This window comes from Afipia sp. DC4300-2b1 (genome assembly GCF_049895725.1).
GTDB classification, from domain to species: Bacteria; Pseudomonadota; Alphaproteobacteria; order Rhizobiales; family Xanthobacteraceae; genus Afipia; species Afipia broomeae.
In genome coordinates this window covers 134,184-161,032 of the sequence record NZ_JAFCSX010000002.1, presented here as the reverse complement: position 1 = coordinate 161,032, position 26,849 = coordinate 134,184, and the positions used below count along the sequence as shown (strand labels likewise).

20 protein-coding genes and 1 other RNA gene are annotated in these 26,849 nt (G+C 63.2%); 5 read left to right on the top strand and 16 right to left on the bottom strand.

What is annotated here, in order from left to right:
• Positions 1-3: 3 nt before the first annotated feature.
• From ftsW to rsmH, 8 genes are all read right to left on the bottom strand, one after another.
• Entirely contained in the window at positions 4-1,155 is a 1,152-nt protein-coding gene (gene ftsW / locus ACP7AL_RS07450; RefSeq protein WP_006021717.1) for a putative lipid II flippase FtsW, read from the bottom strand.
• A gap of 296 nt (positions 1,156-1,451) precedes the next feature.
• Positions 1,452-2,849 (bottom strand): UDP-N-acetylmuramoyl-L-alanine--D-glutamate ligase, encoded by a 1,398-nt coding sequence (gene murD / locus ACP7AL_RS07445; protein WP_425990283.1) that lies wholly within the window; start codon positions 2,847-2,849, stop codon positions 1,452-1,454.
• Between the two features lie 4 nt (positions 2,850-2,853).
• On the bottom strand, positions 2,854-3,939 hold the full coding sequence (gene mraY / locus ACP7AL_RS07440) for a phospho-N-acetylmuramoyl-pentapeptide-transferase (protein ID WP_425990281.1): 1,086 nt from the start codon (positions 3,937-3,939) through the stop codon (positions 2,854-2,856).
• A gap of 10 nt (positions 3,940-3,949) precedes the next feature.
• On the bottom strand, positions 3,950-5,386 hold the full coding sequence (locus tag ACP7AL_RS07435; protein ID WP_425990279.1) for a UDP-N-acetylmuramoylalanyl-D-glutamyl-2,6-diaminopimelate--D-alanyl-D-alanine ligase: 1,437 nt from the start codon (positions 5,384-5,386) through the stop codon (positions 3,950-3,952).
• A complete protein-coding gene (locus ACP7AL_RS07430) occupies positions 5,383-6,831 on the bottom strand; it encodes a UDP-N-acetylmuramoyl-L-alanyl-D-glutamate--2,6-diaminopimelate ligase (RefSeq protein WP_425990277.1) in 1,449 nt (482 codons plus the stop codon). The genes ACP7AL_RS07435 and ACP7AL_RS07430 overlap by 4 nt, the downstream gene beginning before the upstream one ends.
• Positions 6,832-6,922: 91 nt before the next feature.
• Positions 6,923-8,662 carry a peptidoglycan D,D-transpeptidase FtsI family protein gene (locus ACP7AL_RS07425; RefSeq protein ID WP_425990274.1) on the bottom strand — a complete coding sequence of 580 codons (1,740 nt, stop codon included), beginning with the start codon at positions 8,660-8,662 and terminating at the stop codon, positions 6,923-6,925.
• A complete protein-coding gene (gene ftsL, locus ACP7AL_RS07420) occupies positions 8,659-9,069 on the bottom strand; it encodes a cell division protein FtsL (protein ID WP_425990272.1) in 411 nt (136 codons plus the stop codon). The genes ACP7AL_RS07425 and ftsL overlap by 4 nt, the downstream gene beginning before the upstream one ends.
• 1 nt (position 9,070) lies before the next feature.
• A complete protein-coding gene (gene rsmH / locus ACP7AL_RS07415) occupies positions 9,071-10,072 on the bottom strand; it encodes a 16S rRNA (cytosine(1402)-N(4))-methyltransferase RsmH (RefSeq protein ID WP_425991644.1) in 1,002 nt (333 codons plus the stop codon).
• A gap of 620 nt (positions 10,073-10,692) precedes the next feature.
• On the opposite strand from rsmH, the gene ACP7AL_RS07410 reads away from it, so the two are divergent.
• Together ACP7AL_RS07410 and rnpB are read left to right on the top strand one after the other, a co-directional pair.
• Positions 10,693-11,469, top strand: coding sequence for an N-acetylmuramoyl-L-alanine amidase (locus tag ACP7AL_RS07410; RefSeq protein WP_425990270.1), 777 nt, complete (start codon positions 10,693-10,695; stop codon positions 11,467-11,469).
• Positions 11,470-11,501: 32 nt separating this feature from the next.
• Positions 11,502-11,918: RNase P RNA component class A (rnpB, locus tag ACP7AL_RS07405), an RNA gene on the top strand.
• An 81-nt stretch (positions 11,919-11,999) separates the two neighbouring features.
• On the opposite strand, the gene ACP7AL_RS07400 is transcribed toward rnpB, so the two are convergent.
• Together ACP7AL_RS07400 and ACP7AL_RS07395 are read right to left on the bottom strand one after the other, a co-directional pair.
• Complete coding sequence (locus ACP7AL_RS07400) at positions 12,000-13,886, bottom strand: CHASE2 domain-containing protein (protein WP_425990268.1); 1,887 nt, start codon at positions 13,884-13,886, stop codon at positions 12,000-12,002.
• Between the two features lie 6 nt (positions 13,887-13,892).
• Positions 13,893-14,432, bottom strand: a complete 540-nt coding sequence (locus ACP7AL_RS07395) for a FecR domain-containing protein (RefSeq protein WP_425990266.1) — start codon at positions 14,430-14,432, stop codon at positions 13,893-13,895.
• Between the two features lie 409 nt (positions 14,433-14,841).
• On the opposite strand from ACP7AL_RS07395, the gene ACP7AL_RS07390 reads away from it, so the two are divergent.
• Positions 14,842-16,050, top strand: a complete 1,209-nt coding sequence (locus ACP7AL_RS07390) for a diguanylate cyclase domain-containing protein (protein WP_425990264.1) — start codon at positions 14,842-14,844, stop codon at positions 16,048-16,050.
• A gap of 16 nt (positions 16,051-16,066) precedes the next feature.
• Here ACP7AL_RS07390 and ACP7AL_RS07385 read toward each other — a convergent pair whose 3' ends face one another.
• Entirely contained in the window at positions 16,067-18,133 is a 2,067-nt protein-coding gene (locus ACP7AL_RS07385) for a transcriptional regulator (RefSeq protein WP_425990262.1), read from the bottom strand.
• Positions 18,134-18,229: 96 nt separating this feature from the next.
• Here ACP7AL_RS07385 and ACP7AL_RS07380 point away from each other — a divergent pair, with 96 nt between their 5' ends.
• Both ACP7AL_RS07380 and ACP7AL_RS07375 read left to right on the top strand, forming a co-directional pair.
• Positions 18,230-19,066, top strand: coding sequence for a class I SAM-dependent methyltransferase (locus tag ACP7AL_RS07380; RefSeq protein ID WP_425990260.1), 837 nt, complete (start codon positions 18,230-18,232; stop codon positions 19,064-19,066).
• Between the two features lie 64 nt (positions 19,067-19,130).
• A complete protein-coding gene (locus ACP7AL_RS07375) occupies positions 19,131-19,970 on the top strand; it encodes an alpha/beta fold hydrolase (RefSeq protein ID WP_425990258.1) in 840 nt (279 codons plus the stop codon).
• A 49-nt stretch (positions 19,971-20,019) separates the two neighbouring features.
• On the opposite strand, the gene ACP7AL_RS07370 is transcribed toward ACP7AL_RS07375, so the two are convergent.
• The 5 genes from ACP7AL_RS07370 to ACP7AL_RS07350 all read right to left on the bottom strand — a co-directional run bounded on the left by ACP7AL_RS07370 (position 20,020) and on the right by ACP7AL_RS07350 (position 26,809).
• Positions 20,020-21,816, bottom strand: coding sequence for an ABC transporter ATP-binding protein (locus tag ACP7AL_RS07370; RefSeq protein ID WP_425990256.1), 1,797 nt, complete (start codon positions 21,814-21,816; stop codon positions 20,020-20,022).
• Between the two features lie 554 nt (positions 21,817-22,370).
• Positions 22,371-22,733, bottom strand: a complete 363-nt coding sequence (locus ACP7AL_RS07365; protein WP_425990254.1) for a Zn-ribbon domain-containing OB-fold protein — start codon at positions 22,731-22,733, stop codon at positions 22,371-22,373.
• Positions 22,730-23,866, bottom strand: a complete 1,137-nt coding sequence (locus tag ACP7AL_RS07360) for a thiolase family protein (protein ID WP_425990252.1) — start codon at positions 23,864-23,866, stop codon at positions 22,730-22,732. The genes ACP7AL_RS07365 and ACP7AL_RS07360 overlap by 4 nt, the downstream gene beginning before the upstream one ends.
• 56 nt (positions 23,867-23,922) lie before the next feature.
• Positions 23,923-25,515: a DHA2 family efflux MFS transporter permease subunit gene (locus ACP7AL_RS07355; protein ID WP_425990250.1), complete on the bottom strand. Its 1,593-nt coding sequence runs from the start codon at positions 25,513-25,515 to the stop codon at positions 23,923-23,925.
• 40 nt (positions 25,516-25,555) lie between these two features.
• Positions 25,556-26,809, bottom strand: a complete 1,254-nt coding sequence (locus tag ACP7AL_RS07350; protein ID WP_425990248.1) for an HlyD family secretion protein — start codon at positions 26,807-26,809, stop codon at positions 25,556-25,558.
• Between the last annotated feature and the right edge of the window lie 40 nt (positions 26,810-26,849).

The following is a 26,849-nucleotide window of genomic DNA, read 5'->3' as shown; positions in this document are numbered from 1 at the left end:
TCGTCAGGCGAAGCCGTGCGCGGCGTTGGCAGCGCCGATCGATTCCATCTCGACGCGCGGACGCTGCCGCGTCAGCGCGAGCAACATGCCGACGCCGTAGGCCAGCGAGATCATCGACGAGCCGCCATAGGAAATGAACGGCAGGGTCATGCCCTTGGCCGGCATCAGGTGCAGGTTCACCGCCATGTTGATCGACGCCTGGATACCGAACATGATCGCGAGGCCCGCAGCGGCAAAGCGCGCGAACATATCCTCACTTGCATAGGCCCGCGACAGCGCGCGGATCACGATGAAGGCGAACAGCGCCAGCAGCGCGAGGCACAGGATGATGCCGAATTCCTCGGCCGCCACGGCGAACACGAAGTCGGTGTGGCTGTCCGGCAAGATGCGCTTCACTGTCCCCTCGCCCGGCCCCTGTCCGAACCAGCCGCCATGCGTGAAGGCTTCCATCGCCGTGTCGACCTGGAACGTGTCACCCGATGCAGGGTCCATGAAGCGTTTGATGCGGCCTGCCACGTGCGGCACCATCATGTAGGCGCCGAACAATCCGACCGCGCCCGCGCCCATCAGACCGAACACCCAGATCATCCGCATGCCGGCGATAAAGAACAGCGTGCCCCACACCATCAGGATCAGCATGGTCTGGCCGAAGTCCGGCTCGAGCACCAGCAGCGTGACTGTCATTAGCAGCAAGCCGAGCGCCATCGACGTCGCCGGCATTTCCGGCCGCTTGGCCGATTCGGCGAACAGCCACGCCACGAGAACGACGAAAGCGGGCTTCAGGGATTCCGAGGCCTGAATGTTGATGCCGAGAATGGTGATCCAGCGCTTGGCGCCCTTCACCTCCGGCCCGAACAGCAGCGTCGCCACGACCAGCAGGATGCTGACCGTAAACACAACCAGCGCGGTGCGGCGCACCTGACGCGGCGACAGGAACGACACGCCGAGCATCACGATCAGCGACGGCACCAGAAACAGCACATGCCGGTTGAAGAAGTGAAACGGATCGAGGCCGATGCGCGCCGCCACCGGCGGACTCGCGGCCAGCGACAGGATCACGCCGCCGAGCATGAGCGTGATGAACGCAGCCACCAGCAGCCGGTCCACCGTCCACCACCATTCGCTCAAGGGTGTGCGTTGTTCGCGGGAGATCATGGGCCGTCCGCCATCCTGGTACCAGTGTCCTTTCGAATCCGAAGTTCGCCAGTCCTGCTGCACGTTCCGTAGCGAACTTCGGATTCGGAAGGACACTGAATAAATATGACTTCTCGTGTGGCCTTGGTTCGCCGGTCCGCAAATTGAGCTAGCTGCACAGCGATGCGGACCTGCGAACCGCCACACGAGCGGTTAACGGGGTATTACTCCCGCATCATGGTTTCCGGAGGGTTAAGGATGGGCAAATACGAGAAAAAATCTCGTCAAAGTGCAACGGATAATGGAAGAGGCTCGCTTCAGGGAGGCGTCAGGCCGCCCGGCAGCGCGTTGGCGACTTCGCGGAAACGGTCGCCCCGCTTCTCGAAATTCGGAAACTGGTCGAAAGAGGCGCAGGCCGGGGACAGCAGGATAACCGGCTCTCCGACACCAGACGCTTGCGCATCGCGTGCAGCATGCGGCACCGCTTCCTCAAGGGTCTTGCTGATTTCGTGCGGCACATCGCCAAGCGTCGCCGCGAACTCCTGCGCCGCCTCGCCGATCAGATAGGCCTTGCGGATCCGCGGAAAGAATTCGCGCAAGCTCTCGATGCCGCCGGTCTTCGGCTTGCCGCCGGCAATCCAGAAAATGTCCTTGAACGACGACAATGCACGCGCCGCGGCGTCGGCATTGGTGCCCTTGGAGTCGTTGACGAACAGCACATTGCCCTGGCGCCCGATCTGCTCCATGCGATGCGCAAGGCCCGGAAAGCTGCGCAGTCCCTGCTGCAACATCTCGTGACTGACGCCGAGCGCCAGCACCGCGGCCGACGCACACGCCGCGTTCTGCGCGTTATGCAGTCCGCGCAGCGAACCGATCTCATTGATGCTCGCGATCCGCGACCGGGCTCCGCTATCAACGCGAACAATGGTGTCGCCTTCGAGGCAGATGCCGTCGGCTACCGGATGCTTCACCGACACGCGGACGACATTCCTGCCTGCCTGCGCGACGCGGTCGGCGATCGCCGCGCACCAGTGATCGTCGACACCGACGATCGCGGTCCCGTTCCGCTGCACGCCCGCCACCAGCCGCTCCTTCACTGCGGCGTAATGTTCGATGCTGCCGTGACGGTCGATATGATCTTCGGTGACATTGAGCAGGATGCCAACGCTTGGATCGAGCGACGGCGTGAGATCGATCTGGTATGATGACATCTCGATCACATGAACGCGGCCCTTGGCCGGCGGCTCCAGCGACAGGATCGCGGTGCCGATGTTACCGCCCATCTGGGTGTCGTAACCAGCTTCGCGCATCAGATGCGCGACCAGCGCGGTGGTGGTGGACTTGCCGTTGGTGCCGGTGATGGCGACGAACGGCGCGTCAGGCGCATGGAGCTTGCGTTCGCGACAAAACAATTCGATGTCGCCGATCACTTCGACGCCTGCCTGCTTTGCAGCAAGTACCGTCCAGTGCGGCTGAGGATGGGTCAGAGGCACGCCCGGCGTCAGAACCAGCGCCGCGAAATTCGCCCAGGAGACCGTCCGCAGATCCGCAGTGATGAAACCGGCCCTCGCCGCTTCCGCGAGTTTCGCCGGCGTATCGTCGCTGGCGATCACTTCCGCGCCGCCCGCCTTCAACGCATGACAACTCGCAAGCCCGGACCCTCCGAGGCCGAACACGGCAACCGTCTTGCCCTTGAAGGAAGTGACAGGCGTCACGCGTTCACCGCAGCTTGAGCGTGGAGAGACCGGCCAGCGCCAGCATCACCGAGACGATCCAGAACCGGATCACGATCTGCGGTTCGGTCCAGCCCTTCTGCTCGTAGTGATGATGGATCGGCGCCATACGGAAGAAACGCTTGCCGGTCAGCTTGAACGACGCCACCTGCACGATGACGGACAGCGCCTCGACCACGAACAGCCCGCCGATCACCGCCAGCACGATTTCATGCTTCGTGGCGACCGCGATCGCGCCGAGCATGCCGCCGAGGGCGAGCGATCCTGTATCGCCCATGAAGATCGACGCCGGCGGTGCATTGAACCAGAGGAATCCGAGGCCCGCGCCGAGCACGGCGCCGCAGAGCACGGCGAGTTCGCCGGTTCCGGGGACGTAACGGATTTGCAGATACTCCGCGAACACCGCGTTGCCGACCAGATAGGCGATCATGCCGAAGCTCGCGGCCGCGATCATCACCGGCACGATCGCGAGACCATCGAGACCGTCGGTGAGATTCACCGCGTTGCCGGCGCCGACGATGATGAACATGCCGAACATCACGTAGAACCAGCCAATGTTGAGGAGGAATTCCTTGATGAAGGGAATCGATACAGCCGTGACGGACGCGTCGCGGCCGAACCAGATGATGCAGGTGCAGGCGATCAGCGCGATCAATCCTTCGACCGCGAGACGCGAGCGCCCGGAGAATCCCTTGTCGGTCTGCTTGGAGACTTTCAGGTAGTCGTCGTAGAAACCGACAAAGCCGAAGCCGAGCGTGACCAGCAGCACGATCCAGACATACGCATTGCGCAGGTTGGCCCACAGGAGTGTCGAGACGATCAGTCCCGACAGGATCATCAGCCCCCCCATGGTGGGCGTGCCCTTCTTGGTCACCAGGTGCGTCGGCGGACCGTCTGCACGGATCGGCTGACCCTTGCCCTGCGCCAGACGAAGCTGGTCGATAATCCAGGGCCCGAACATGAACACGAACAGCGCTCCGGTGACCATCGCGCCGCCAGTGCGGAAGGTGATGTAACGGAACACATTGATGCCGGGGATGGTGCCGGCCAATTCAGTGAGCCAATAAAACATTCCAATTGCCTTAGTGGGTGGCGCCGTCGAGCGCGGCCTTTTCGGGAAAACGCTTCTGCAACGCAGTTACAATCAATTTCATACGAGAACCAAGCGAACCCTTGACCATAATCGCGTCGCCGGCGCCGACAGCGGCGACAACCTGCTGTTCGAGAGCAGCGGAATGATCGGCATAGCCGCCCTTCTTGGCGGAAGGAAGGGCCTCCCAGAGATTGAGCATCAGCGGACCACAGCAAAATACGGCATCGATATTATTCGCCTTGATGGCTTCGCTGAGGCCGCGGTGCAGATCGGGGCCGGTCACGCCGAGTTCCAGCATGTCGCCGAGCACCGCAATGCGCCGCCCGCGCGGACCGACACTGGCCTGACCGAGGACGTTGATCGCGGCCTGCATCGAAGCCGGATTGGCGTTGTAGCTTTCATCGATCAGCGTGGCGGTGCCTTCCGTGAGGGTCAGCACCTCGCGCACGCCGCGCCCGGCGGCGGGCTTGAGCTGCGCCAGCGCCAGCGCCGACAGCGCAAGGTCCGCGCCTGCGACGGAGGCCGCGGCCAGCACCGCGAGCGAATTCATCGCCATGTGCCGTCCCGGCATGCCGATCTTGTAAGTGATGTCCTGGCCAAGAATGCTGGCGTGCACCGCCGAGCATGCGGAATGCAGCGAGACGTCGATCAGCCGCGCATCGGCTTTTTCGTCACTGCCGAACGAGACGATACGTTCGATCTTCGCTGCCTGGGCGCTCTTGGTCAGGCGCGCAAATTGCGGATTGTCGCGGTTGAGCACCACCGCTCCGCCCGGCTCGACGCCTAAGAAAATTTCAGCCTTGGCGTCGGCAATCGCCTCGATCCCGGAAAAGAATTCCAGATGCACCGGCTCAACGGTGGTGATGATCGCCACATGCGGGCGCACCATCTTCACCAGCGGCTCGATTTCTCCCGCATGGTTCATGCCGATCTCGAAGATCGCAAACCGGGACGACGCCGGGCAACGCGCCAGCGTCAGCGGCACGCCCCAGTGATTGTTGAAGGACGCAACCGATGCATGGGTCTCGCCCTGCGCGCCAAGCACCGCACGCAACGCTTCCTTGGTCGAGGTCTTGCCGACCGATCCGGTCACCGCGATGACTTTTCCGCCGAGCCTGGCCCGTGCCGCGCGGCCGAGGTCCACCAGCCCGGCGAGCACGTCCTCGACCACCAGCAACCGCGCATCCGCGGCGAACTTGTCCGCATGCGCCTTTGAGACCACCGCAAGACCCGCGCTGTTCTTCAGCGCCGCCTCAACGAAGTCGTGCCCGTCGTGCACGTCGCCCTTGATGGCGAAGTAAGCCTCGCCCGGCGTCAGTGTGCGGCTGTCGATCGAAATGCCGGTGATCGCATCGGGCAATGCGCCGCGCGTCGAGGCCTGCATCGCCTTCGCCATCGCGGTGCTGGTCCACAAGGGCGCACTCATGCAGCATGCTCCGCCAATGCCGCCGCGGCGGCGTCGTGATCGCTGAACGGCAAAACTTTATCTCCAACAATCTGTCCGGTCTCGTGACCCTTGCCCGCGATCAGCAGCGCATCGCCCTGTTGCAGGCCTGCGACGGCGGCGCGGATCGCCTCATTGCGGTCGGCGATATCCTTCGCGCCTTTCGCAGCCGCCACGATGGCGGCCCGGATCGAGGCGGGATTCTCCGATCGGGGATTATCATCGGTAATGATGACAGTATCTGCGTTCTCAGCGGCGATCGCCCCCATCAGCGGACGCTTGCCGGCGTCGCGGTCGCCGCCCGCGCCGAACACCACCACGAGTTTGCGTTTTGTATAGGGGCGCAGCGCTTCGAGCGCTTTCGCCAGCGCATCGGGCTTGTGTGCGTAGTCGACAAATACCGGCGCGCCGTTGCGCTCGCCGACCAGTTCGAGGCGTCCCGGCGCTCCTTGAAGATGCTCAAGCGCCGCGAACACACGCTCCGCATCGCCGCCGGTGGCAATCACAAGTCCAGCCGCAACCAGCGCGTTCTCGATCTGGAATTCTCCGACCAGCGGCAGCCGCACCTGAGTGCGCTTGCCGTCATGCTCCAGCGTCAGCTTCTGCGCAAAGCCATCGACAGCCGCATCGACAAGCCTGATGCCCTCGCCTTTGCGTCCGACCGTGATGATCCGCAGCTTGCGGATGCGCGCGGCATCGATCACCGCCTGCGAATGTTCGTGATCGGCGGCGATGATCGCCGCGCCGCCATCGACGACCAGATCCGTGAACAGTCGCAGCTTCGCTGCGAGATAGTGCTCGACAGTCGGATGATAATCCATGTGGTCACGCGACAGATTGGTGAATCCACCCGCGCTGACGCGCACCCCGTCGAGCCGGTGCTGGTCGAGCCCATGCGACGACGCCTCGAATGCCAGATGGGTCACGCCCTCGCCCGCGATCTCGTCGAGTGACCGATGCAGCGCGATCGGATCGGGCGTGGTCAGCGAGCCGTAGACAGTGTGCTTCGGCGACACGAGGCCAATGGTCCCGATGCTCGCGGCTGCATAACCGAGACGCTGCCAGATCTGCCGGGTGAACACCGCGACCGAAGTCTTGCCGCTGGTGCCGGTGACGGCGGCGATGGTCGCGGGCTGACGCGGATAGAATTTTGCCGCGGCGAGCGCCAGCGCGCGGCGCGGATTCGGCACGGCAATAAATGCAACGCGACCGTCGCCCTCCGGAATACGGTCGCTGACGACAGCGGCAGCGCCGGACGCGATCGCCTGATCGATAAAGCGCGCACCGTCGGTCCTGGTCCCGGCCAGCGCGAAGAAAACATCGCCGGGCTTCACCACGCGGCTGTCCACGGCGATCCCCGCGACCGCAACATCGGCATGCTGCGCGCCGACCACGGCATCCCCGCTGAAAAGATCGCGTAACTTCATCTCACCCCGGATTTGGAATCATAGCGTATTCTAACCGCAGAACCGGCGCCCGCGCTGCGGGATACGCACGTCCACAAAACTCCGTGAGCGGTTACCGGCTTTCCTTCGATGCCGCAAGAATAAGGCGGTCGGACGGCGGTAAATCGAACCGCGGCACCATCCCGAGCAGCGGGGCGATTCGCTCGATGACCTTGCCGCCGGTCGGGACCGTGTTCCAGCCCGAGGTGATGAAGCCGTGGGTTTCGGGCAGCGGCTGCGGCTCGTCCAGCATGATCAGCAGCTGATATTGCGGATTGTCCGCAGGCATGATGGCCGTGAACGAATTCAGCACCTGCTTCTTGGAATAGCGGCCGTTGACGACCTTTTCCGAGGTGCCTGTCTTGCCGCCGACATAATAGCCTTTGACGTCGGCCTTGCGCGCCGTGCCCCGCTCCGCATTCAGCCGCATCATGTAGCGCATGCTGGCGCTGGTTTCCGGCTTCACGACCTGCTTGGCGAGTTGCATCGCATCCTCGCGTGATCGCTTCAGGAATGTCGGCGGGATCAGATAGCCGCCATTGACCAGCGCGTTGATGCCCATCACGGCCTGCAACGGCGCCACGGCCATGCCGTGTCCGAATGCGATGGTGATGGTGTTCAACTCTCCCCAGCGTTTTGGCACCAGCGGCTCTGCGCTTTCGGGCAGTTCGGTGCGAAGCCGCGAGAGCTGTCCGAGCTTGCGCAGGAACGCCTTGTGCGCCTCAACGCCCATCGACAGCGCGACACGCGCCGCGCCGACGTTGGAGGATTCGGTGAAGACCTCCCACATGGGGACAGCACGTCCCAGATTGTGGGTGTCATGAATCTTGAACTTGCCGTAGGTCAGCGGCGCACGCGCATCGTAGAGCGTGTTGACGGTGGCGCGGCCGGAATCCAGCGCCATCGCAAGCGTAAGCGACTTGAACGTCGAGCCCATCTCGAACACGCCGGTGGTCAGGCGGTTGATGCGGGTCGGGTCGTTGGCTTCACGCGGATTGTTAGGATCGTAATCCGGCACCGAGACCATCGCGATGATTTCGCCGGTATTGACGTTCGAAACCAGACCAGCGGCCGCCTTCGCCTTGAACTTGTCCTTGGCCTTGAGCAGTTCATCGCGCAGCGCATGTTCGACGCGCAGATCGACTGCGAGCCGCACGGGCTCCTGTTGCCGGTCCGTGGCGAAGCCGGCCCGATGCAGGTCGGCCAGACCGTTGCTGTCCAGCCACTTCTCGATGCCGGCAATGCCTTGGTTGTCGATGTTCACATGGCCGATCAGATGCGACACCACGGGGCCGCTTGGATACACGCGCTTGTTCTCGCGCAGGAACCCGACGCCGGGGAGACCCAGACGATAGATTTCCTTCTGCTGCGTTGGCGTAATTTCGCGCTTCAGCCAGACAAACCCCTTCTTCGACGAAAGACGATCCCGCACTTCGCCCGCGTCGAGGTCCGGCAGCGTTCCGGTGAGAAGCTCGATCGCCTCGTCCTTATCGATAATGCGGCGGGGCTCGCCGAACAGGGACGGCGTCTTGACGTCGGTGGCGAGGATCATCCCGTTGCGATCAAGGATATCGGGCCGCGCCGTGGCGACGGCGTCCTGCGAGGCCGTGCGCCGCGTGCCGTGACCATCGCCGCCGATCGCGAACATGACGAGGCGGCCGGCAATGATCGCGTAAACCGCCGCGAAAGCGATGATCGCAAGGCCGACGCGCGCACGCGCCTTGGCCGAGCGGTCCACGTTCTTTCCGTAAAGCAGCGTGCGGATCAGCCGTTGCCGCCAGGGTTCCGGAGGCGGTGTGATTTGCTCGGTCACTGCGCGCCCTCCGGTTTGGGTATCGAGCCGGTGAGCGTTTCATCTTCCGACGCGGCCTTGGCAAGCGCTTCCAGATCGACGCTTTCGATCATGGTCCCGATCGGATCGGGATCGCCCGGCCTCACGAAGCTCGGCGGACGCGGCGGCAGGTTCTTCAGCGAGTCATATTGTATGGCTTCGATCGAACGCAGCGACAGGTGACGCGAGGCGAGTTCCTGCAAACGTTTCGGCGATTCCAGTTTGGCCCACTCTGCCTTGAGGGCGGCGATGGAATCGCGCTCCTTGCGGATGTCCGCACGCAGCCGGAGAACGCTTTCGGTCCGCACCGTCGATTCCATCTTGATGCGGTAGACGTAGGCCGCGCCGAAGATCAGTGCGCAGATGACAAAAAGGTGGACAAACCGCATGTCAGCCTCCCCTCATCACGTCGGCAAGCTGCGGCCAGTCGAATGATGCGGTCTCCGATTGCGCAGGCGCATCGGTGCGCGCAGCGGCGCGCAGCTTCGCGGAGCGCGCGCGCGGATTGTCCGCGACTTCCTCATCGTCCGCCACGATCGGGCGCTTGGTGAGGATTTCAAAGCTCGGCAACGCCTGATCGATTTCGGGCAGATGCCGCGAACCGCCGCCGCGCTTGCCGCGCTCGTTAAGGAAATTCTTGACGATGCGGTCTTCGAGCGAATGGAACGACACCACGGCCAGCCTGCCGCCCGGCTTCAGCATCTGCTCCGCCGCCACCAGCGCCGCGTGAAGTTCATCCAGTTCCTCGTTGACGAAGATGCGCAGCGCCTGGAACGTCCGCGTCGCGGGATGAATTTCATTCGGCTTGGAGCGCACCACGCGCGAGACAATGTCGGCCAGCGCGCGTGTCGTTGTAATCGGCGCTTCTTTCCGCGCCGCGACGATGGCGCGCGCAACGGCGCGGGAATGCCGCTCTTCGCCGAAGATATAAATGATATTGGCGAGGTCGGTTTCGGACGCCTTCGCGACCACATCGGCGGCGGTCGGCCCATCCTGGCCCATCCGCATGTCGAGCGGGCCGTTGAGGCGGAACGAGAAGCCGCGCTCGGACTGATCGAGTTGCATCGAGGAGACGCCGACATCCATGACGACGCCATCGACGGCCGTAATGCCCTGCGCCGCGCAGACGTCCGCCAGATTGGAAAAACGATCCTCGACCAGCGTCAGCCGCCCGGCCGAGGAGTCCACGAGATCGAAGCCGCCGGCAATCGCGGTGCGGTCGCGATCGATGCCGATCACGCGGGTGCCGGGAACTTTCAGGATTGCGCGGCTGTAGCCGCCCGCTCCGAACGTTCCGTCCACGTAAATGCCGCCGTCGCGGGGCGCGAGCGCCTCGACCGCTTCGCGGCCGAGAACCGGAACATGACGTACGGGTGCATCGTCGGGCGACATTTCAAACGCCTGCCGGTGAAAGACGGCCGCATGCCGGCCGGAATATCCGGGCCGGTCCGCAAGATCGCGGCCGAACAGCCCCAGATTGGCCCTTTCCGGCATCCAGATCGACCTGAACGCGGAAGCGCTGGCGATGACGCGCCTTAAATTCGAGGTTCCGCATGGGATTTTCTGGCCAGCCATCGAGCTTTTCGCAGGGCTTTTTGCGCATTTAAGGACCACAGCCGCACCGTTCCGGCGCGACTCTCCATCCTTCATTGGCGGCAGTTATCGTTAAGGAATGGTTGACGCGGAGAATTGCCTTTAAAGAAGGTGTCTTCCGCGGCGTCGGCGAGCAACCCGGCCATGCACAATGTTCTGGGGGCAAGAACCGGCCATGGAACCCGCGCCGATTGCACCGGAAATGCATTGCCGTATCACGACGGGTGGAGTGGATTCGACATTCGCGGCCCAGCGGGCGGCGAGTCCGCGAAGCGAATGTCAGAATCGGACCACTAGCCCGCTACCGCCCTTCTCTCGCCCAGTTTCGAGTCCCTGTATGCCGCGAGGATTGTTTGAGTCTGCTGGATTTGGATCGAAGCGTCAGCGTCCCGATGACTTGCCTGGGGGAACCTGCTGACATGCTGAACTTCGTGCCCGATTCATCCGTCGTGTCGACCGTCACGCCATCGCCGAACTTCGGCGACCGCAAGGGCGTGCTGGCGCCGAACATGATCGTGCTGCACTACACCGGGATGGCCGATGCCGCGAGTGCGATCGTGCGGCTGTGTACGACGGGCACCGAAGTCTCCGCACATTATGTCGTGCTCGAGGACGGCAACATCGTCCAGTGCGTGCGCGAGTCCGATCGCGCCTGGCATGCTGGCGCATCGTCGTGGGGCAACGAGACCGATATCAACTCGCTTTCGATCGGCATCGAGATCGTCAATCAGGGCCACGATCTCGGCTACACCGATTTTCCATTGCGGCAGATCGCGGCGGTGATCGCGCTGTGCAAGGGCATCATGATCCGCCGCGATATTCCGAAGCATCGCATCCTCGGACATTCGGATGTCGCGCCGGGCCGCAAGAAAGATCCCGGCGAGAAGTTTCCATGGCGGCTGCTGGCGGATTCCGGCGTCGGCCTCTGGGTCGAACCTGCGCCGATCGTGCGCGGCGTGCAGACCATGCTCGGACAATCCGGCGACGATGTACTCGCCCTGCAAAAGCTGCTGGCGAGCTTCGGTTACGGCGTTCCGCTGAACGGACTCTATGACGCGGCCACCATGGACGTGGTCGCCGCCTTCCAGCGGCACTTCCGTCCGGAGCGGATCGACGGCATCGCCGACACCTCAACATTGACGACGTTGAACGATCTGCTCGCGCTGATGCCGAAAGAAGCGCTCCTCACCTCTTGACCTATTGCGCCGGCGCGCCCATCACTGCGCTGTCAGTCGGCTGGACGGCCGCTCCGGCAGGATCGAAAGGTCGCCGGGGAGGAAAGTCCGGGCTCCATCGACATACGGTGCCGGATAACATCCGGCGGGGGCGACCCCAGGGAAAGTGCCACAGAGAACGAACCGCCTTCACTCCGTGAAGGTAAGGGTGAAAAGGTGCGGTAAGAGCGCACCGCGTTTCTAGCAATAGAGACGGCATGGCAAACCCCACCGGGAGCAAAACCGAATAGGGACGGCACAGTGGAAAGTTCGCTCTCGGGCGATAACTCCGCGGGGCGATGTCAGGCCCGCTGTCCGGGTAGGTTGCTTGAGGCGCAAGGTAACTTGCGTCCCAGAGGAATGGCCGTCACGTCTGCGTGGTGCGAACCATTCAGGCCCTACAGAACCCGGCTTACAGGCCGGCTGATACCGATCGCATGATCCGAAAAAGATCATGCGCAAGAATGAGGGGTTCGGCGGAATACGCCGGACCCCTCGCCATTTGGCGCCCGTTAACTGGCCAGGGACAGGGCGTCGTCACCGGGCGAATTTTTCCAGAGCCAGATTGTCAGCGAGCCCGACCGCCCTCTGATTTTCGTGTCCAGAGGTCCGCTGAGAAAACCTGACGCTGACAACGCATTGTTGGCACCGGCGGCACGGAGCATCTCCGCACTCATCGCAAGCTCGGCCCCCTGCCGCGCGGCGACTTCCATCAAACGGCTCGCGACATTGACGGTGTCGCCGGTCGCCGTGATGTGCTGATAGCTTCTGCCGCCCAATCGGGATGCAACGATCATCCCGAAATGCGCTCCGACCTTGAATCCGAGCCGTGCAGCGATCGGCGGCGGCAGCGACGCAAGCCATTTTTGAGTACCGGTGCAGAGACTGACGCAGCACCGTGCTGCATTGGCAGCATCATCCGGTGCGGGTTCAGGCAATCCGAAAAGGATCATCGCGCCATCCCCCATAAAGCTTGTAATCACGCCGCCGGTCGCGACGACTTCCTTGTCGATCAAGGCGTGGAAAGACTTCAGCAGGTCGCGGATCTCATCCGCGTCCATCGTCTCGCTCAGCGCCGTGAAGCCGGACAGATCGATAAACACGATGGCTGCGTTCTGATGGACCGGCTCCGAAAGAAAATCGGGGTGACGGGTCAGCCAGTCGCGCACGACGGGAGCCTGGAATTGCTGAAGGAGGCTGTTCCTCATTGCGAAATACTGTGCACGCCGCCTTCCCTGCCAGAGCTGCACAGCGCCGAACAGTAAGACCGGCGGAATTGCGGCGGCCATCGGCAGCGCCGCACTCAGCCAGATGCCGCGTGAAAATGCCGTGAAGTTCAATCCCAGCCACGCCAGAAAAACCACCGCGATCATCACCAGCGCGACAACGCTGCGGCGCCACGCCAGCAGGCCGACAAGGATCATGGGCAACCCGACCGCAAAGCCGACATCGGCAAGCCGAACACGCCGGTCTCGGACGATCCCATCGCCCGCCATCAAATGCGTAATGGCAGTTGCAATGACTTCTACGCCCGGCAGCACGGAATCGAAGGGCGTCGGGAACACGTCGCCGCCGCCGGTGACGGTTGCGCCGATCACCACAACCCGGTCGCGGATCGTCTTGCTGTCTATCTGTCCGTTGAGCACGGAAGCGGCGCTGAATGTCGGGATCGTCCCGCGAGGGCCGTAGAAGCTCAGCGGGAGAACGTGGCCGATGTCCGTCGGGATCGACTTGCCCGCAAGCGTCAGGCGATCCGGCTCCACGCCCGGATTTTCCGCAGCCGCCACAGCGGCGACACGCAGCGGCAGCGATGATTCAATGCGGTTGCCACCCCTGAACAGCATGGGAAAGAAACGCGGCGTTCCGCTCTGGTCGGTCGCGACATTGACCACGCCGACCGCGGCGCGATCGGCGAAGCGCTGCAACGGCAACAGGAACCGGTCGGCGCTCGGCACACCTGCAAGCGGCCCGTCGTCACCGGGCGCGATCCACTGCTTGCCCTGCGCGAAGACCGCGGCGGCGGCAATCACGCTCGGGCTTTGAGCGAGCGCCTGCTCGAGGGCCCGATCGCCGCTTTCCGGTCCCGGATCGACAAGAAGCAGATCGATCACGATCACCTTGGGCTTGAAGCGTGCGAGTCCCTCGACGATTCTGGCCAGCGCCGCGCGGGGAAGCGGGTAACCGCCCTGGCTGAGCACGACGTCATCATCGATGGCAACGATCGTCACGAGATCAGGCGGGCTGGTTTTTCCGCGAACGAGCGTGCGGAGATCGGTCATCGTTGCCTCGAAGCGATCGAGAAACCAAGCGTCGCCGCGCAAATGAAGCAGACCAAGCCCGAGTCCCCACAAACCCGCGAGAGCGAGCGCCGCCAAGGTCGGGAGTCGCAGTCGCTTCATCGGCGTTTATTGTCCGAAGCGCGCCATGAGGGCCTGAACACGCGCGGGCGCCCAGCGCTTGACGGTCAGCGGACCGGTGCCGGCCTCCACGTCGACACCATCACCGGCGCCGAGCACCACGGCACGCCCCGACTCCGGCCGCCGCACCGCGACGCGGCCGCGCACGACGAACACGGACGTCTTGCTTCCGTCTGCATCCACCGCCCACTTCGTGCCGCGCACCGCGGCGATAGCTTGCGGTGTCGTGACCTGGAAGCCCGCCTTGCCGAGACTGCCCTTGGGCGCGTCCAGCAGCAACGCCCTGCTGCTCAGACGAGCCGTGTCGGCTTTCCCGTTCCCGTCGCGATCGGCGAGCGAGTACTGAGCACCGCTCTCGACGGTAATGGTCAGACCGCCCTCGCAGCGCAGGACCTGCCGCCCGGCAAATGCCGCCTGATCCAGCACGCAACCCGCGCCGATCGGCTGCGCGGCAACGGAGCTCGCATAAATTGCACTGACGAAGATAGCGCCGGCCAGACAGCGAAGCGCTCTGCTCACCCTGTTCATGACAATGGCTCCTTGCTCCCGATCCGAGATCATCAGGGAGCGGCAATTACAATTTCAAGATTGAAAGCAGCAAGCGGCCTTATTGCGGGAACCTAAGCACGAATCTGTTGCTGCGGAGACAGAAATTGCGCCGTCGGGCATCGCGCTGAATGCAATCACCTGCCCAACATGGCTACGAAACCACATTTTCCGTGTGAAGCGCTTCACATTCGGTGCTGCTCCAGGGGCTCACCCCACGGGTGCCGGATGCATGGCTTGGCCCGTGTTCCGCTTGGGATTTCCTTCCATGACCTGCAAACAGGTTCCAGTTCCCTCAATTTTGAGCCTTCCGCTGACCCTTCACTTTACCGGGGGCCGCTAAGTACGAGGATAGGCCTCGATAGGGGGCTTGCAGGAAGAATTGCATCCGATGGCCATTTCACCGTTGCAACTGCTCCGCCCTCACCGGCTCCCGGAGGGCATCTATGTCGAGATCATCGCCGATCTCTTCAGCGCGACGCCGTCGATTGTCGTCTTCCTGCTGAGCCAGTGCGTGATCGGCGCGGCCATCTTCGCGCAAACGGGCGACCCCTACGTTCTGGCGCTGACGCTGATCGCTATTGTTATTTCAATCGAACGCATCTGGATGATCCGCCGCTATCATCGCGCCGCCACCGGAAGGCCGCTTTCCCGCGACGCAGCCATGATCTGGGAACGCCGGTTCGCGATCCGCAGCATTGCGACCGCAGCGACCGTCAGCGCGATTGGCGTCCGTTGCTTCATGCTCCCCGACCCGACGGTTCATATGCTGATCAGCGGAGTGATCTCCACCTATGCCGCGGGCACAGTGACACGCGTCGCCTATCGCCCGCGGCTGGCGCTGCTCAACGTCCTGATCGTCGCCGTTCCGCCGAGCATCGCCTGCATCCTGAATGGCGGACTGATCTACGTCTGCCTCGGGCTCATCACGCTCATGTTCCTGTTCGGCGCGTTCGACATCGTCAAACATGCCTATGCGACGGCGGTCAGCCAACTGACCCTCAAGCGAAAGTTCGCGGGCCTCGCGCAGCAAGACGCACTGACCGGTCTGGCGAACCGGCTCGGCCTCGACGAAAATCTGGAAACCGTCATCGCCGATGCACAGCGCAACGGCCACGGCCTTGCGGTACACAGCCTCGACCTCGACCGCTTCAAGGCGGCGAACGATCTTTACGGCCATCCCGCAGGCGACGCGATTCTGCGGGAAGTCGCGCGGCGGCTGACCCGCCTGACCCGGGCAAGCGACCTGCTGGTGCGGCTGGGCGGCGACGAGTTCGTGCTGGTGCAGACCGGCGTCGCCGAGCGAGAACAAGCCACCGGACTGGCCTCCCGCATCGTCGAGGACATCGGCAGCTATTACAGCGTCAATGGCTACACCATCGAGATCGGCACCAGCGTCGGCATCGCGCTGCTGACGGACGACGTGCTCGCACCGGACGAATTGCTTGCCCGCGCCGATCAGGCGCTCTATCAGGCCAAACGAACGAGAAGCGGCTACGCCGTTTACACGATGGCGCCGCATCTTGTTCCTTCATTGAACGACGGCGACGATTTTCAGGACCGCGACGCGATCAGCCGCAAAACGGTCAACCTGCGTTAGTCATTCGGCGCCCGGATCAGCCGATGCGCCGCGCCCCTTGCCGGAACAACTCGGCGCTCTCCGGCGCGAACTGCATGGCGGTCAGAAAATCATCGACACGATATCCGGGAAGTCGTTTGCGGATCGCCGCCATTTGAGCACGTGCCTCTTCAAGGCGGCCTGCCAGCGCCAGACAATAAGCGGCTATCGCCAGAATATGCGCGTGGGCATTGGGACGGGCTGCGGCCTTGAGGCCCCACTCCGCAGCCTCATCAAACTGCTTTAGCCTCACAAGCGCCATCGCGCGGGCGCCGAGCATGCCGAACAGTAGCGGATCGAACGGGCTCAGGTGACGCGAATGGTCGGAGAACCGCACGGCAGCCCGCGGATCGCCTCCCTGCGAATGAACGAACGCGAGCGTGTAGTGCCCGAGCGCAAAATTCGGACTGAGGTCGATCGCCTGCTCCAGTTCGACGAGCGACTGATCCTGATGGCCGCGCAGCCACAGGGCCCGGCCCATGGCCCAGTGCGCGCCGGGATCGCGGTCGTCGGCCATCAGGCTTTGACCGGCGGCATCGAAGGCACGCTCGACCTCCGGCTCGCGCCTGGTCCATCCCTGAAAAGCGTTCTGGAAATGGGTGAAGGACAGACCGCCATACGCCCGCGAGAAGGTGGGATCGAGATGCACTGCGGTCTGGAAAAACTGTTGCGCGCGCTCGTTGTCGGCCTTGTTGAATCGATACATGTGCCACAGGCCACGGTGATAGGCCTCCCAGGCATCCAGCGAGCTGGGCGGCTTCAGCATCGCGCGGTTGCGCTCGATCATCTCGATTTCGTTCGCGATGGACGCAACGATCCTGTCGCCGATTTCACCGAGGACGAAGAATGCATCGTCTGACTTCTGATCGAAGACCTCCGCCCACACCACCCGGGCGGAGCGGGTCTCGGCGAGTTCGACGGTCACGGTGAGGCGATCGCCCCGACGTTGCAGCGATCCGCTGACAACATAATCCACATTGAGCATGCGTCCGGCTTCCTCCGGCCCCACATGCCGCTCGCTCAGGGCGAAGACTGTGCCCTGTGCAATGACAAAGAGACTTCGCAGCTTTGCGAGTCTCGTAATGAGGTCATGAGCGAGACCGCCCGCAGGCCCGCCCGGGGCTATCGACGCCTCGGCGGTCCGTTCGACAAAAGGCATGACGGCGATGGAGGCTCGGCGAGGTGACGTGATGACACTCTCGGCAGGCGTGATGATGCTGTCGGTCCCGGTCGGCGCGATGATCGACAGATCAGCCGCATGAACCTGAGGCTTCGGCGATCCGTCCGCATGGGCCCGAGTTGCCCGCCACGCCTCCCGGATCGGCGCGCAATCGAGACCCTCGGCATCGAACAGCCGTGCCGTCGCCGACAGATGATCTTCACCCTCACGAATCCGGCCGTGCCGGGCAAACGCGTTGAGGAGATTTTCGTGAACGCGCAGATCGAACGGCGCGAGCTCCAGCCATTTCTCCAGATATCCGAACACCTCAACGCCAGCTTCGCTTCCGGCGAGCCGTTCAAGCAACGCCGCGTGGCGGCTGCGAAACTGGCGGCGCTGCGCGGTGAGCCAGGTGTTGAAAGCAGGGTTGCGATCGATCTCGAAGCCTTCGAGAAATTCTCCGTGACACAACGACGACAGCGCGCGCAGCCGCTCAGGCGGCAGCGCGTCCAGTCCCTCTTGTGTCGCCTGCGCGATCTCGACCGCGTCGATGAGACAATCCGTCAGGTCGAACGCGACAGTATCTCCATCGGTCACAACGCGCGGCCGATCCGGCTCGTCCACGACACTTCGCAGCTTGCTGAGACACCAGCGAAGCTCACCGCGCGGATCGCTCGGAACGTCCCACAGCAATTCGCAAAGCTGACTTCGCGGCACCGCGTGCGGAGCCAGCGCCAGATAGGCGAGAAGCGCGCGCACCTTGCGCGACGCCGGCAACTTCAGCGCAGCGCCGTTTCGGGAAATCGTCAGGGCGCCAAGCAATTGCACCTGCAGCGACAAATCACCGCGGCCGGCGCGACCCGATTCCACGTGCTTTTCCACGCCGGCTACCACGCTCGTCTCCATGTGCGGCCGCTACGGTACGTCGAGGAAATGGCGAAACTGCCGGATCCGATGCTTGCCCCCCTCTCGGGGCTATCCCAGAACAATCGGAGGAGAACCATGCTGACTTCCGTCGATACCGCTAGCAAGGCACCCATCGACTTTACGGCGGTCAAGGCCCGCCAGCAAGGAGCCTGGTCGTCCGGCGATTACGCCGTTGTCGGCACCACGCTACAGATCGTCGGCGAGCAGTTGTGTGAAGCGCTCGACATACGCGCAGGGCAAACCGTGCTGGATGTCGCAGCCGGCAACGGCAACGTGTCTCTCGCTGCCGCGCGCCGCTGGTGCGATGTCACTTCGACCGACTATGTGGTCGCGCTGCTCGAACGCGCCCGGGAGCGTGCGGCTGCCGACCGGCTCGATCTCACGATCCGTGAAGCCGATGCCGAAGCGCTGCCATTTTCGGATGACAGCTTCGACGTGGTGGTCTCCACCTTTGGGGTGATGTTCACTCCGAACCATGACCTCGCCGCGAGCGAACTGGTTCGCGTCTGCAAGCCGGGCGGCAAAATCGGCCTTGCCAACTGGACGCCCGACGGCTTCATCGGCCAGTTGTTCAAGACCATCGGCAAGCACGTTCCCCCGCCTGCGGGTGTGAAGTCCCCAGCCCTGTGGGGCACGCGGGAGCGAATCCAGGAGATGTTCGAGCCCGACGCCTCATCCATTGTGACCGCGCAGCGGCATTTCACTTTCCGCTATCGCTCGCAGGATCACTGGCTGGACGTCTTCAGGACCTATTACGGGCCGGTGCTCAAGGCATTTGCGGCGCTCGACGCCACGGCGCAATCGGCTCTGGAGCGTGACATCAGAGCCCTCATCACCCAGTTCAACCGCTCCGGCGACCGCGCCTTGGTTGTCCCGAGCGAGTATCTCGAGATCGTCATCAACAAGCGCTGAATGCGGACGGGCTGCGTCTCCATTGCCGCAGCCCGTTTCAGCTAACCGATGTCAGGACAAGCAGATGATCGCCGAACCATTCATTGACGCGTTCGACTATGACGAAACCGGCGACGGCCCGAGCATCGTGTTCGTGCCCGGCTCGTGCAGCACCGGCGCCGCCTGGCGGCCGGTAATCTCCGCGTTGAACGGCCGTTTTCGGTGCATAACCACCAGCCTGCTCGGCTATGGCGGAACCACCGAGCGCCGCACCGCACGTAATCCTTCGATCGCTCATGAGGCCGAACTTATTGAGGCCGTCATCCGGCGAGCGGGCGGCCCTGTCCACCTGGTTGGTCATTCGTTTGGCGGCCTTGCTTCGCTCGCCGTCGCACTGCGCGCCAGGGTGCCGTTGCAAAGCCTGACGATCATGGAAGCCCCGGCGGTCAACATCCTGCGGGAAATTGGCGAGTACCGGCACTACCGCACGTTCCGGGAAATGTCCGATGCCTATTTCGCAGCCTTCCGCGGCGGAGACAAAGAAGCAATTTCATCGATGATCGACTTCTACGGCGGCAGCGGCACCTTCGCGTCATGGCCGTCCCGTGTCCGCGCCTATGCAATGGAGACGACACACGTCAACATTCTCGATTGGGCGAGCGCTTATGCCTTCGAGCTATTCCCGCCGGTGCTTGCCGGTATCGATATTCCCGTCATGGTCGTGCGGGGCGCGGAAAGTCACCCGGCCGTGAAACGCGCCAACGAACTGTTGAGCATCTACATCAAGGGCGCGTCGCTCGTGACAACCGAAGGCGCTGCGCATTTCATGATCCTGACCCATCCCGAAGACACTGCCCGCGTGATCGCCGATCACATCACCCGCGTCGAAAGGCGTTGCGTGTTCGACGGCTGCGCCGCGGGGTGACGAAGCCGGAACTCTCGATTCCGGCTTCGCGTTCTTGTGGGACAAGGCCTTACTCCGCCGCCGACATGCGGTCGAGTTCGAGCACCTGCCGCTCGAACAGCGAGCGGTAGATGCCGCCGGGACGCCTGGCCAGCGATGTGTGCGTCCCTTCTTCAGCGATCCGGCCCCGGTCGAACACGAGGATCCGGTCGAGGCTGCGCACGGTCGACAGACGGTGCGCGATCACGATCGCGGTGCGGCCCTGGATCAGGCGGTCCATCGCCTCCTGAATCAAGGCTTCCGATTCCGAATCGAGGCTTGATGTGGCCTCGTCCAGGATCAGGATCGGCGCGTCCGCAAGGAAGGCCCGCGCCAGCGCCACACGCTGACGTTCGCCGCCCGACAGTTTCACGCCACGCTCGCCCACCAGCGTCTCGTAACGCTTCGGCAGCCGCATGATGAAGTCATGCGCGTTGGCAAGACGCGCCGCGTCCTCGATCTGCGCCATGCTCGCGCCCGGCCGCCCGTAGGCGATATTTTCCGCGAGCGAGCGATGGAACAGGGTCGGCTCCTGCTGCACGATGGCGATCTGGCTGCGCAGCGACTGCTGCGTGGCCTTGGCGACATCCTGACCGTCGATCAGGATGCGGCCGCCAGTTGCGTCGTACAGCCGCTGCACCAGCTTGACGAAGGTCGTCTTGCCGGAGCCGGAGCGGCCGACCAGACCGACGCGCTCGCCGGGCCTGATGCTGACCGCAAGCCGGTCGTAGAGCGGCGTGTCGTGTCCGCGATAGTGGAACGTCACATCGTCGAACACGATGCCGCCGCCGGCGACCTTGATCGGCCTCGCATCGGGCGCATCGGCAATGCCGATCACCTCGTCGTGCATCGCCACCAGCTCCTCCATATCGTTCACCGAACGCTGGAGATGGCTGATGTGCTGCCCGATATCGCCGAGATAGCCGTGAATGACGAAATAGGTCGTCACCACATAGGCCACCTCACCCGGCGTCGCACGGCCCGCGGCCCACAGCAGCAGCACGCCGCCGATCACAGTCACGCTCATCAACACCAGCACGGCATGCTGCGCCGTGCCGACATAGGTGTAGCGCGACCATGTCCGGGTCGCGCGGCGGCGCCACTTGCCGAGCACCCCGCCGAGACGCCCGTGCTCCCGGGCTTCCGCACCGAACGACTTCACCACCGCGTTGCAGGTCAGCGCATCGGCCAGCGTGCCGCCCACCTTTGTGTCGAGCGCGTTGGACAGTTGCGCCGCCGGCGCGATGTAGTTGGTGGTCAGCGCAACCGTCATGCCGACATAGATCACCGTCATGAGCGCGATCACGGCACCCAGCACCGGCCAGTGCCAGCCGACAAGGATGGTCGAGCCGAGCAGCACCACCAGCGACGGGATCAGCGCCATCAGGATGGTGTCGTTCAGCAGATCGAGCGCCCACATGCCGCGCGTGATCTTACGCACGGTCGAGCCGGCAAAGCTGTTGGCGTGCCAGTCGGTCGAGAAGCGCTGGATTCGCACGAAGGCTTTCTGCGCTACATCCGACATGATGCGCAGCGTGAACGGGATGATCGCCTTCAGGCCGACGAAACGGGTGATCATCGCCACAAGACCGAGTGCGACGATGGCACCGAAAGCGATCATCGCCCCGTGACGCGCCGCGGCTGGATCGGTTCGCGCAATTGAGTCCACCAGCTTTCCGGCGAACAGCGGCATGAAGACGTCCGCAGCCGCAGCGGCGATCAGGCCACCGGCAACCACGGAGAGCCGCGCCGGCTGATTGCGCCAGTGGCGGAAGACGAATGGAAGCACCGCGCGTAAGGCGGACTTTTTATTACGAGACAGAGTCATGGCATGTTTCGGCTGCGCTGGCGCAAGCCGACTCCAAATGAGGGACGACGCAGCGGGCAGCGCCGCGCGCAATCGTCACGTGTCAAAGAAACAGGTTGTGGAATCTGGTCAGCGAAGGTTCGCGACAACTCGAACCGGACGACCACGGACAGGCCATCGGAGAACCGATGGCAGCCGGCAACCTTGCGCGGAGGACCGCGGGGTTAACCGATGGGGTATCCGAATGCCGAGGCGCGAATGCGCAGGACTCGCGGGGTCGCGATAAACGCAAACTTCAAATCCATGCGATCCTCCCGCGTTCGAGCAATGCTGACTCAACGTTGCGTGAGCCGCTGATGATGTTTTGGGCAATAATTACGGCAAATTTTGTACCGGCTGATTGAAATTCGGCAATGTCCGCGCGACGACACGTCGCATCTCTTCTCCCTCTCCCCGCACTTGCGGGGAGATGGTTGGGGTGAGGGGCATTTTCAACATGCCCCAAACACAGCCCCTCACCCGCTCACTTCGTTCGCGACCTCTCCCCGTAAACGGGGAGAGGTGAAAAGCAACATCTACGCTCTGACGAAATACGGCGTGCGCAGGCCGGTAAAGGGCCTGAATTCCGCGACGACTTGATATCCAATGCACAAATCAATGTCGCCATGCGCCATCATGCGAAAGCCTTCCGCCATATCGACCAGCAGGATCGCATATGGCACGTGCGCCTTAGCGTCCGGCGTCGCCGCGCGGCGAACGATTGTCGTGGAATAAACCACACCCTTGCCGCTTGCCTTGTGAGTCTGCGGCGACGCGTCTGCGCACGACGGACAGAACGCACGGCGGAAGTACCAGAGATGGCGGCACGCGCCGCATGACTGATAAAGGATCGCGTCAGCTCCGTCGGTCCAGCCTTTGAGTTCTGCTGCTTCGCTCATCGCACCCGCTCCAGAAACATGCTGACATGGGATGACATCACGCCACCATCGCCATGCAACAGCGCCAGCGATGCGTCGCGCACCTGCCGTTGCCCTGCCCTTCCCGTCATCTGCAATTGCGTCTCGACCAGATGCGCCATCGCACCGCCGCAGCCGCAGTGACCGTAACTCAACAGTCCGCCATGGGTATTAAGCGGAAGCGCACCGTTGATGCCGAAATCGCCGCCGCGCGCACGCGCGGCGGACTCGCCGCGCTGCGCGAGGCCAAGCTCCTCGATCAGGATCGCCAGCGTGATGGTGAAGCTGTCATAGATGCCGGCATACCTGATATTGCTCAGAGCGACGCCCGCCTTGTCCTGCGCCCGCTTCAGCGCGACTGCCGCACCGACATCGGACAACGATTTCGCCGCCGTCACGTGCTGATGCAGATGCGCCTGCCCGCAGCCCAATACGCGCACATGATGGTCACTCGTCGGCTCGCGGCTGACGATAAAGGCCGCGCCGCCGTCCGACACCGGACAGCAATCGAGCAGTTTCAGCGGTGAGGATATTTCGCGCGAGGCCATCACATCGGCCACCGTGATCGGATCGTGAAACTGCGCGCCGGGATGCAGCATCGCGTGGTTGCGCATCAAGACCGCGAATTCCGCCATGTCGGCCTGCGTCAGGCCGTAGTCGTGCATGTAACGCGAGGCGAGCAATCCGTAATAGGCCGGGATGGTCGGGCCGAGCGGCACCTCGTAGTCGGGATGGCCGACCTGAGCCAGCGTGCTCATCGCCGAGTCGCGCGCCTGTCCGGTCAGACGGTTCTCGCCCGCGACAACCATAATTGTTTTGGCGACCCCCGCCTCGACCAGTTCATGCGCCAGCATCGCCATTGCCAGACCCGTGGCGCCGCCGACCTGAATGGCGTGGGCATAAGACGGCCGCACACCGAAGTGCTCGGCGAACACGGTCGCCAGCATCAGGTGCGGCATGGTGGTGGAGTACCCGGTCAACAGACCGTCGATATCCGCACGCCTGAGGCCTGCATCCGACAGCGCGTCCTCGGCCGCCTCGGTCATCAGATCGAGCGTCGAGCGGCCTTCATGTTTTCCGAATGCGGTCAGTCCGACGCCGCTGATGAAACTCATTCGCCACTCGTGTCATTGAGATACCGTACCGTGTTTGCCACGGCTGCCGGCGATCTTCAATGCGCGTCCGGCGGCGGTCCCATCACGTTGGGTTTGCGGACAAAGAAGACCAGCGTGCTCAGCACGAGATAGAAGCACGTCAGCATGAAGAAGGCGTCGCCGAAGCTCATCACCACAGCCTGCCGGTGCACGATCTGCGACAGCTGCTTCATCGCCATCAGCGAAGCATTGCCCGCGCCCTGGAATTTCTGCGTCAGCATATTGAGCGTCTCGACCGCCATCGCGTTGCCCCATGTCACGCGATCATGAAGCCGCGAAATATGCAGATCGGTCCGGTGATCGAGCACCGTGTTGATGATCGCAAGACCCACCGCGCCGCCGAGGTTGCGCGTCAGGTTGAAAAGTCCGGAGGCGTTCTTGAGGCGGTCAGGCGGCAGCGTACCCAGCGCGATATTGTTCACCGGGACCATCGCCAGCATCATGCCGACACCGCGGAAGACCTGCGGCCACAGCAATTCGTAGAAATCGTAATCGCGCGTGATCCAGGTCATCTGCCAGGAACCGATGGCAAAGATGATGAGGCCGGCCGCGATCAGATAGCGCAGATCCACCTTGGTCATCAGCTTTCCGACCAGCGGCGCGGTGGCGAACATTGCAATGCCGGAAACGAACATCGTCTCGCCGATCATCAAGGCGCTGTAGCCGCGCACTTCCGCGAGATAACGGGGATAGATGTAGGTGAGCCCGTACAGCCCGATGCCAACGCAGAACGAGAACATGCTGCCAAGCGCAAAATTCCGGTCGGTGAAGGCCCGGATGTCGACAATCGGTTCCTTGACCCTCAGCACGCGCCAGAAGAAGACGACCGCCGAGAACGCGCAGACGATGCCCATCCAGAACACCGAAGGGTCCTGAAACCAGTCGTATTGCGGGCCCTCCTCGAGCACATATTCCAGCGCGCCGAGAAAACCGGCCATCGATGCCAGCCCCCACCAGTCGAATTTCTCGAGCAGCTTGAAGTTCGGCTTGTCGAAATCAACCAGCATCCACACACCAATGGTGATGCCGATGCCGGGAACGATGTTGATAAAGAACAGCCAGTGCCATGACATCACGTCGGTGATGTAACCGCCGACCGTCGGGCCGACCGTCGGCGCCAGCGTCGCCACAAGGCCGATGATCGGCGTCACCATCGGCATCTTGGAACGGGGAAAGATCGTGTAGGCCGACGCGAACACCGTCGGAATCATGCCCGCGCCGAGAAAACCCTGAACCGCGCGCCAGAGGATCATCTGCTCGATGGTCGATGTCAGGCCGCACATGAAGCTCGCCGCGGTGAAACCGGCAGCGGAGATCGCAAAAAGAAGTCGCGTGCCGAGTGCGCGCGACAGAAAACCCGAAAGCGGGATCGCGATCACTTCGGCGATCAAATATGCGGTCTGGACCCAGGAGACTTCGCTGGAGCTTGCCGAAAGGCCAGCCTGAATGTCGGATAGCGATGCCGAGACGATCTGGATGTCCAGAATCGACATGAACATCCCGAACACCATGATGAGGAACGCGATCAGCCGCCGCGTGCTGATCGTCTCAGGAACGGCCGGCGACGCCGGAATGCCGTCCATGGTAGGCGATGCGGTGTTTGACGACATCACGTTGTCCTAAAGGCCCGCGATGCGGGACCTTGTGCTGTTATCGCGCCGCGATCGGATCGACGTGGTCCGGGTTTGGCTTGGTGTTCACCGTCGTGATCACCGACATGCCGGGCCGCAGCAGGTTTTCGCGCGCCACCGAGAACGGCACGCGGATGCGGACTGGCACGCGCTGCACCACCTTGGTGAAATTGCCGGTGGCGTTGTCCGGCGGCAGCAGCGTGAACACCGAGCCCGAGGCCGGCGCGAGGCTGTCGACAACGCCGTTGATGGTGCGACCCGACACCGCATCGACCGTGATCGAAACCGGCTGCCCCGCTTTCAGGCGGCCGAGCTGCGTTTCCTTGTAGTTGGCGTCGATATAAACGTCATCGATCGGTACGATGTTGGCGAGCCGCTGGCCCGGCTGCACATAATCGCCGACGTTGACAATGCGGTTGGAGAAAATTCCGTCAACCGGCGCACGCACCACCGTAAAGGAAAGATCGCGCACCGCCTTCGCGAGCGCCGCGCGCAGTTCCTGCAACTGGCCTTCAGCTTCAGCCTTCTGCGACTTGATGACGTCGACCTGCGTTTCCGCGGCTTCAAGCGTGGCCCGCGCGGCCTGCACCGCGGCAACGGCCTGATCGCGACCGGCCTGCGAAACGTCGAAGGTCGCCTTGGATGCGAAGCCCTTCGTGCTCAGCGATTCCTGACGTTCAAAGTCAGACTGCGCGCGCTTGATCCCGGCCTCGGCCGAAACGAGCTGTGCCCTGGCCTGATCGACCTGGCTCTGCTGGGCTGCGATCTGGCGGCCGATGCGCTCGATGGTGGCTTCCTGCGTCGCGACCTTGGCGCGCGCGCTTTCGACAGCCAGTTGATAGTCGCCGTCATCGATCATAAAGAGGACATTGCCCGCGCCGACGCGCGCGTTATCGCCCACCATCACCTTGGAAATGTGCCCGGCGATCTTCGCGCCCATGGTGGAGTTGTTGGCGCGCACATAGGCGTCGTCGGTGGTCACCATGTAACGGCCGATGACCATGTAGTGGTAGCCGAAATAGATGCCGGCAAGCGCAGCAACCGCGCCGACGCCGACCAGAACCCTTTTGCGGGTTTTGGATTTCGGTTTGGCGGATTGCCCGACGGCATCATCCGATCCATCCGCCACCGGCGCGTCGGGGGCCGGCTGCTCCGCAGGACGTGAACGCTGCTCGATCTCCGCCGCCGGAACGGCGTGCGATGCATCGGTGTCGGATGCATCAGGCTTGGGGTGGACAACCCTTGCGACCTGGTCTCGGGCAGGCACAGCCATCACTATTTCCTTAAATTCTAAACTCAAACACACGCCCGGC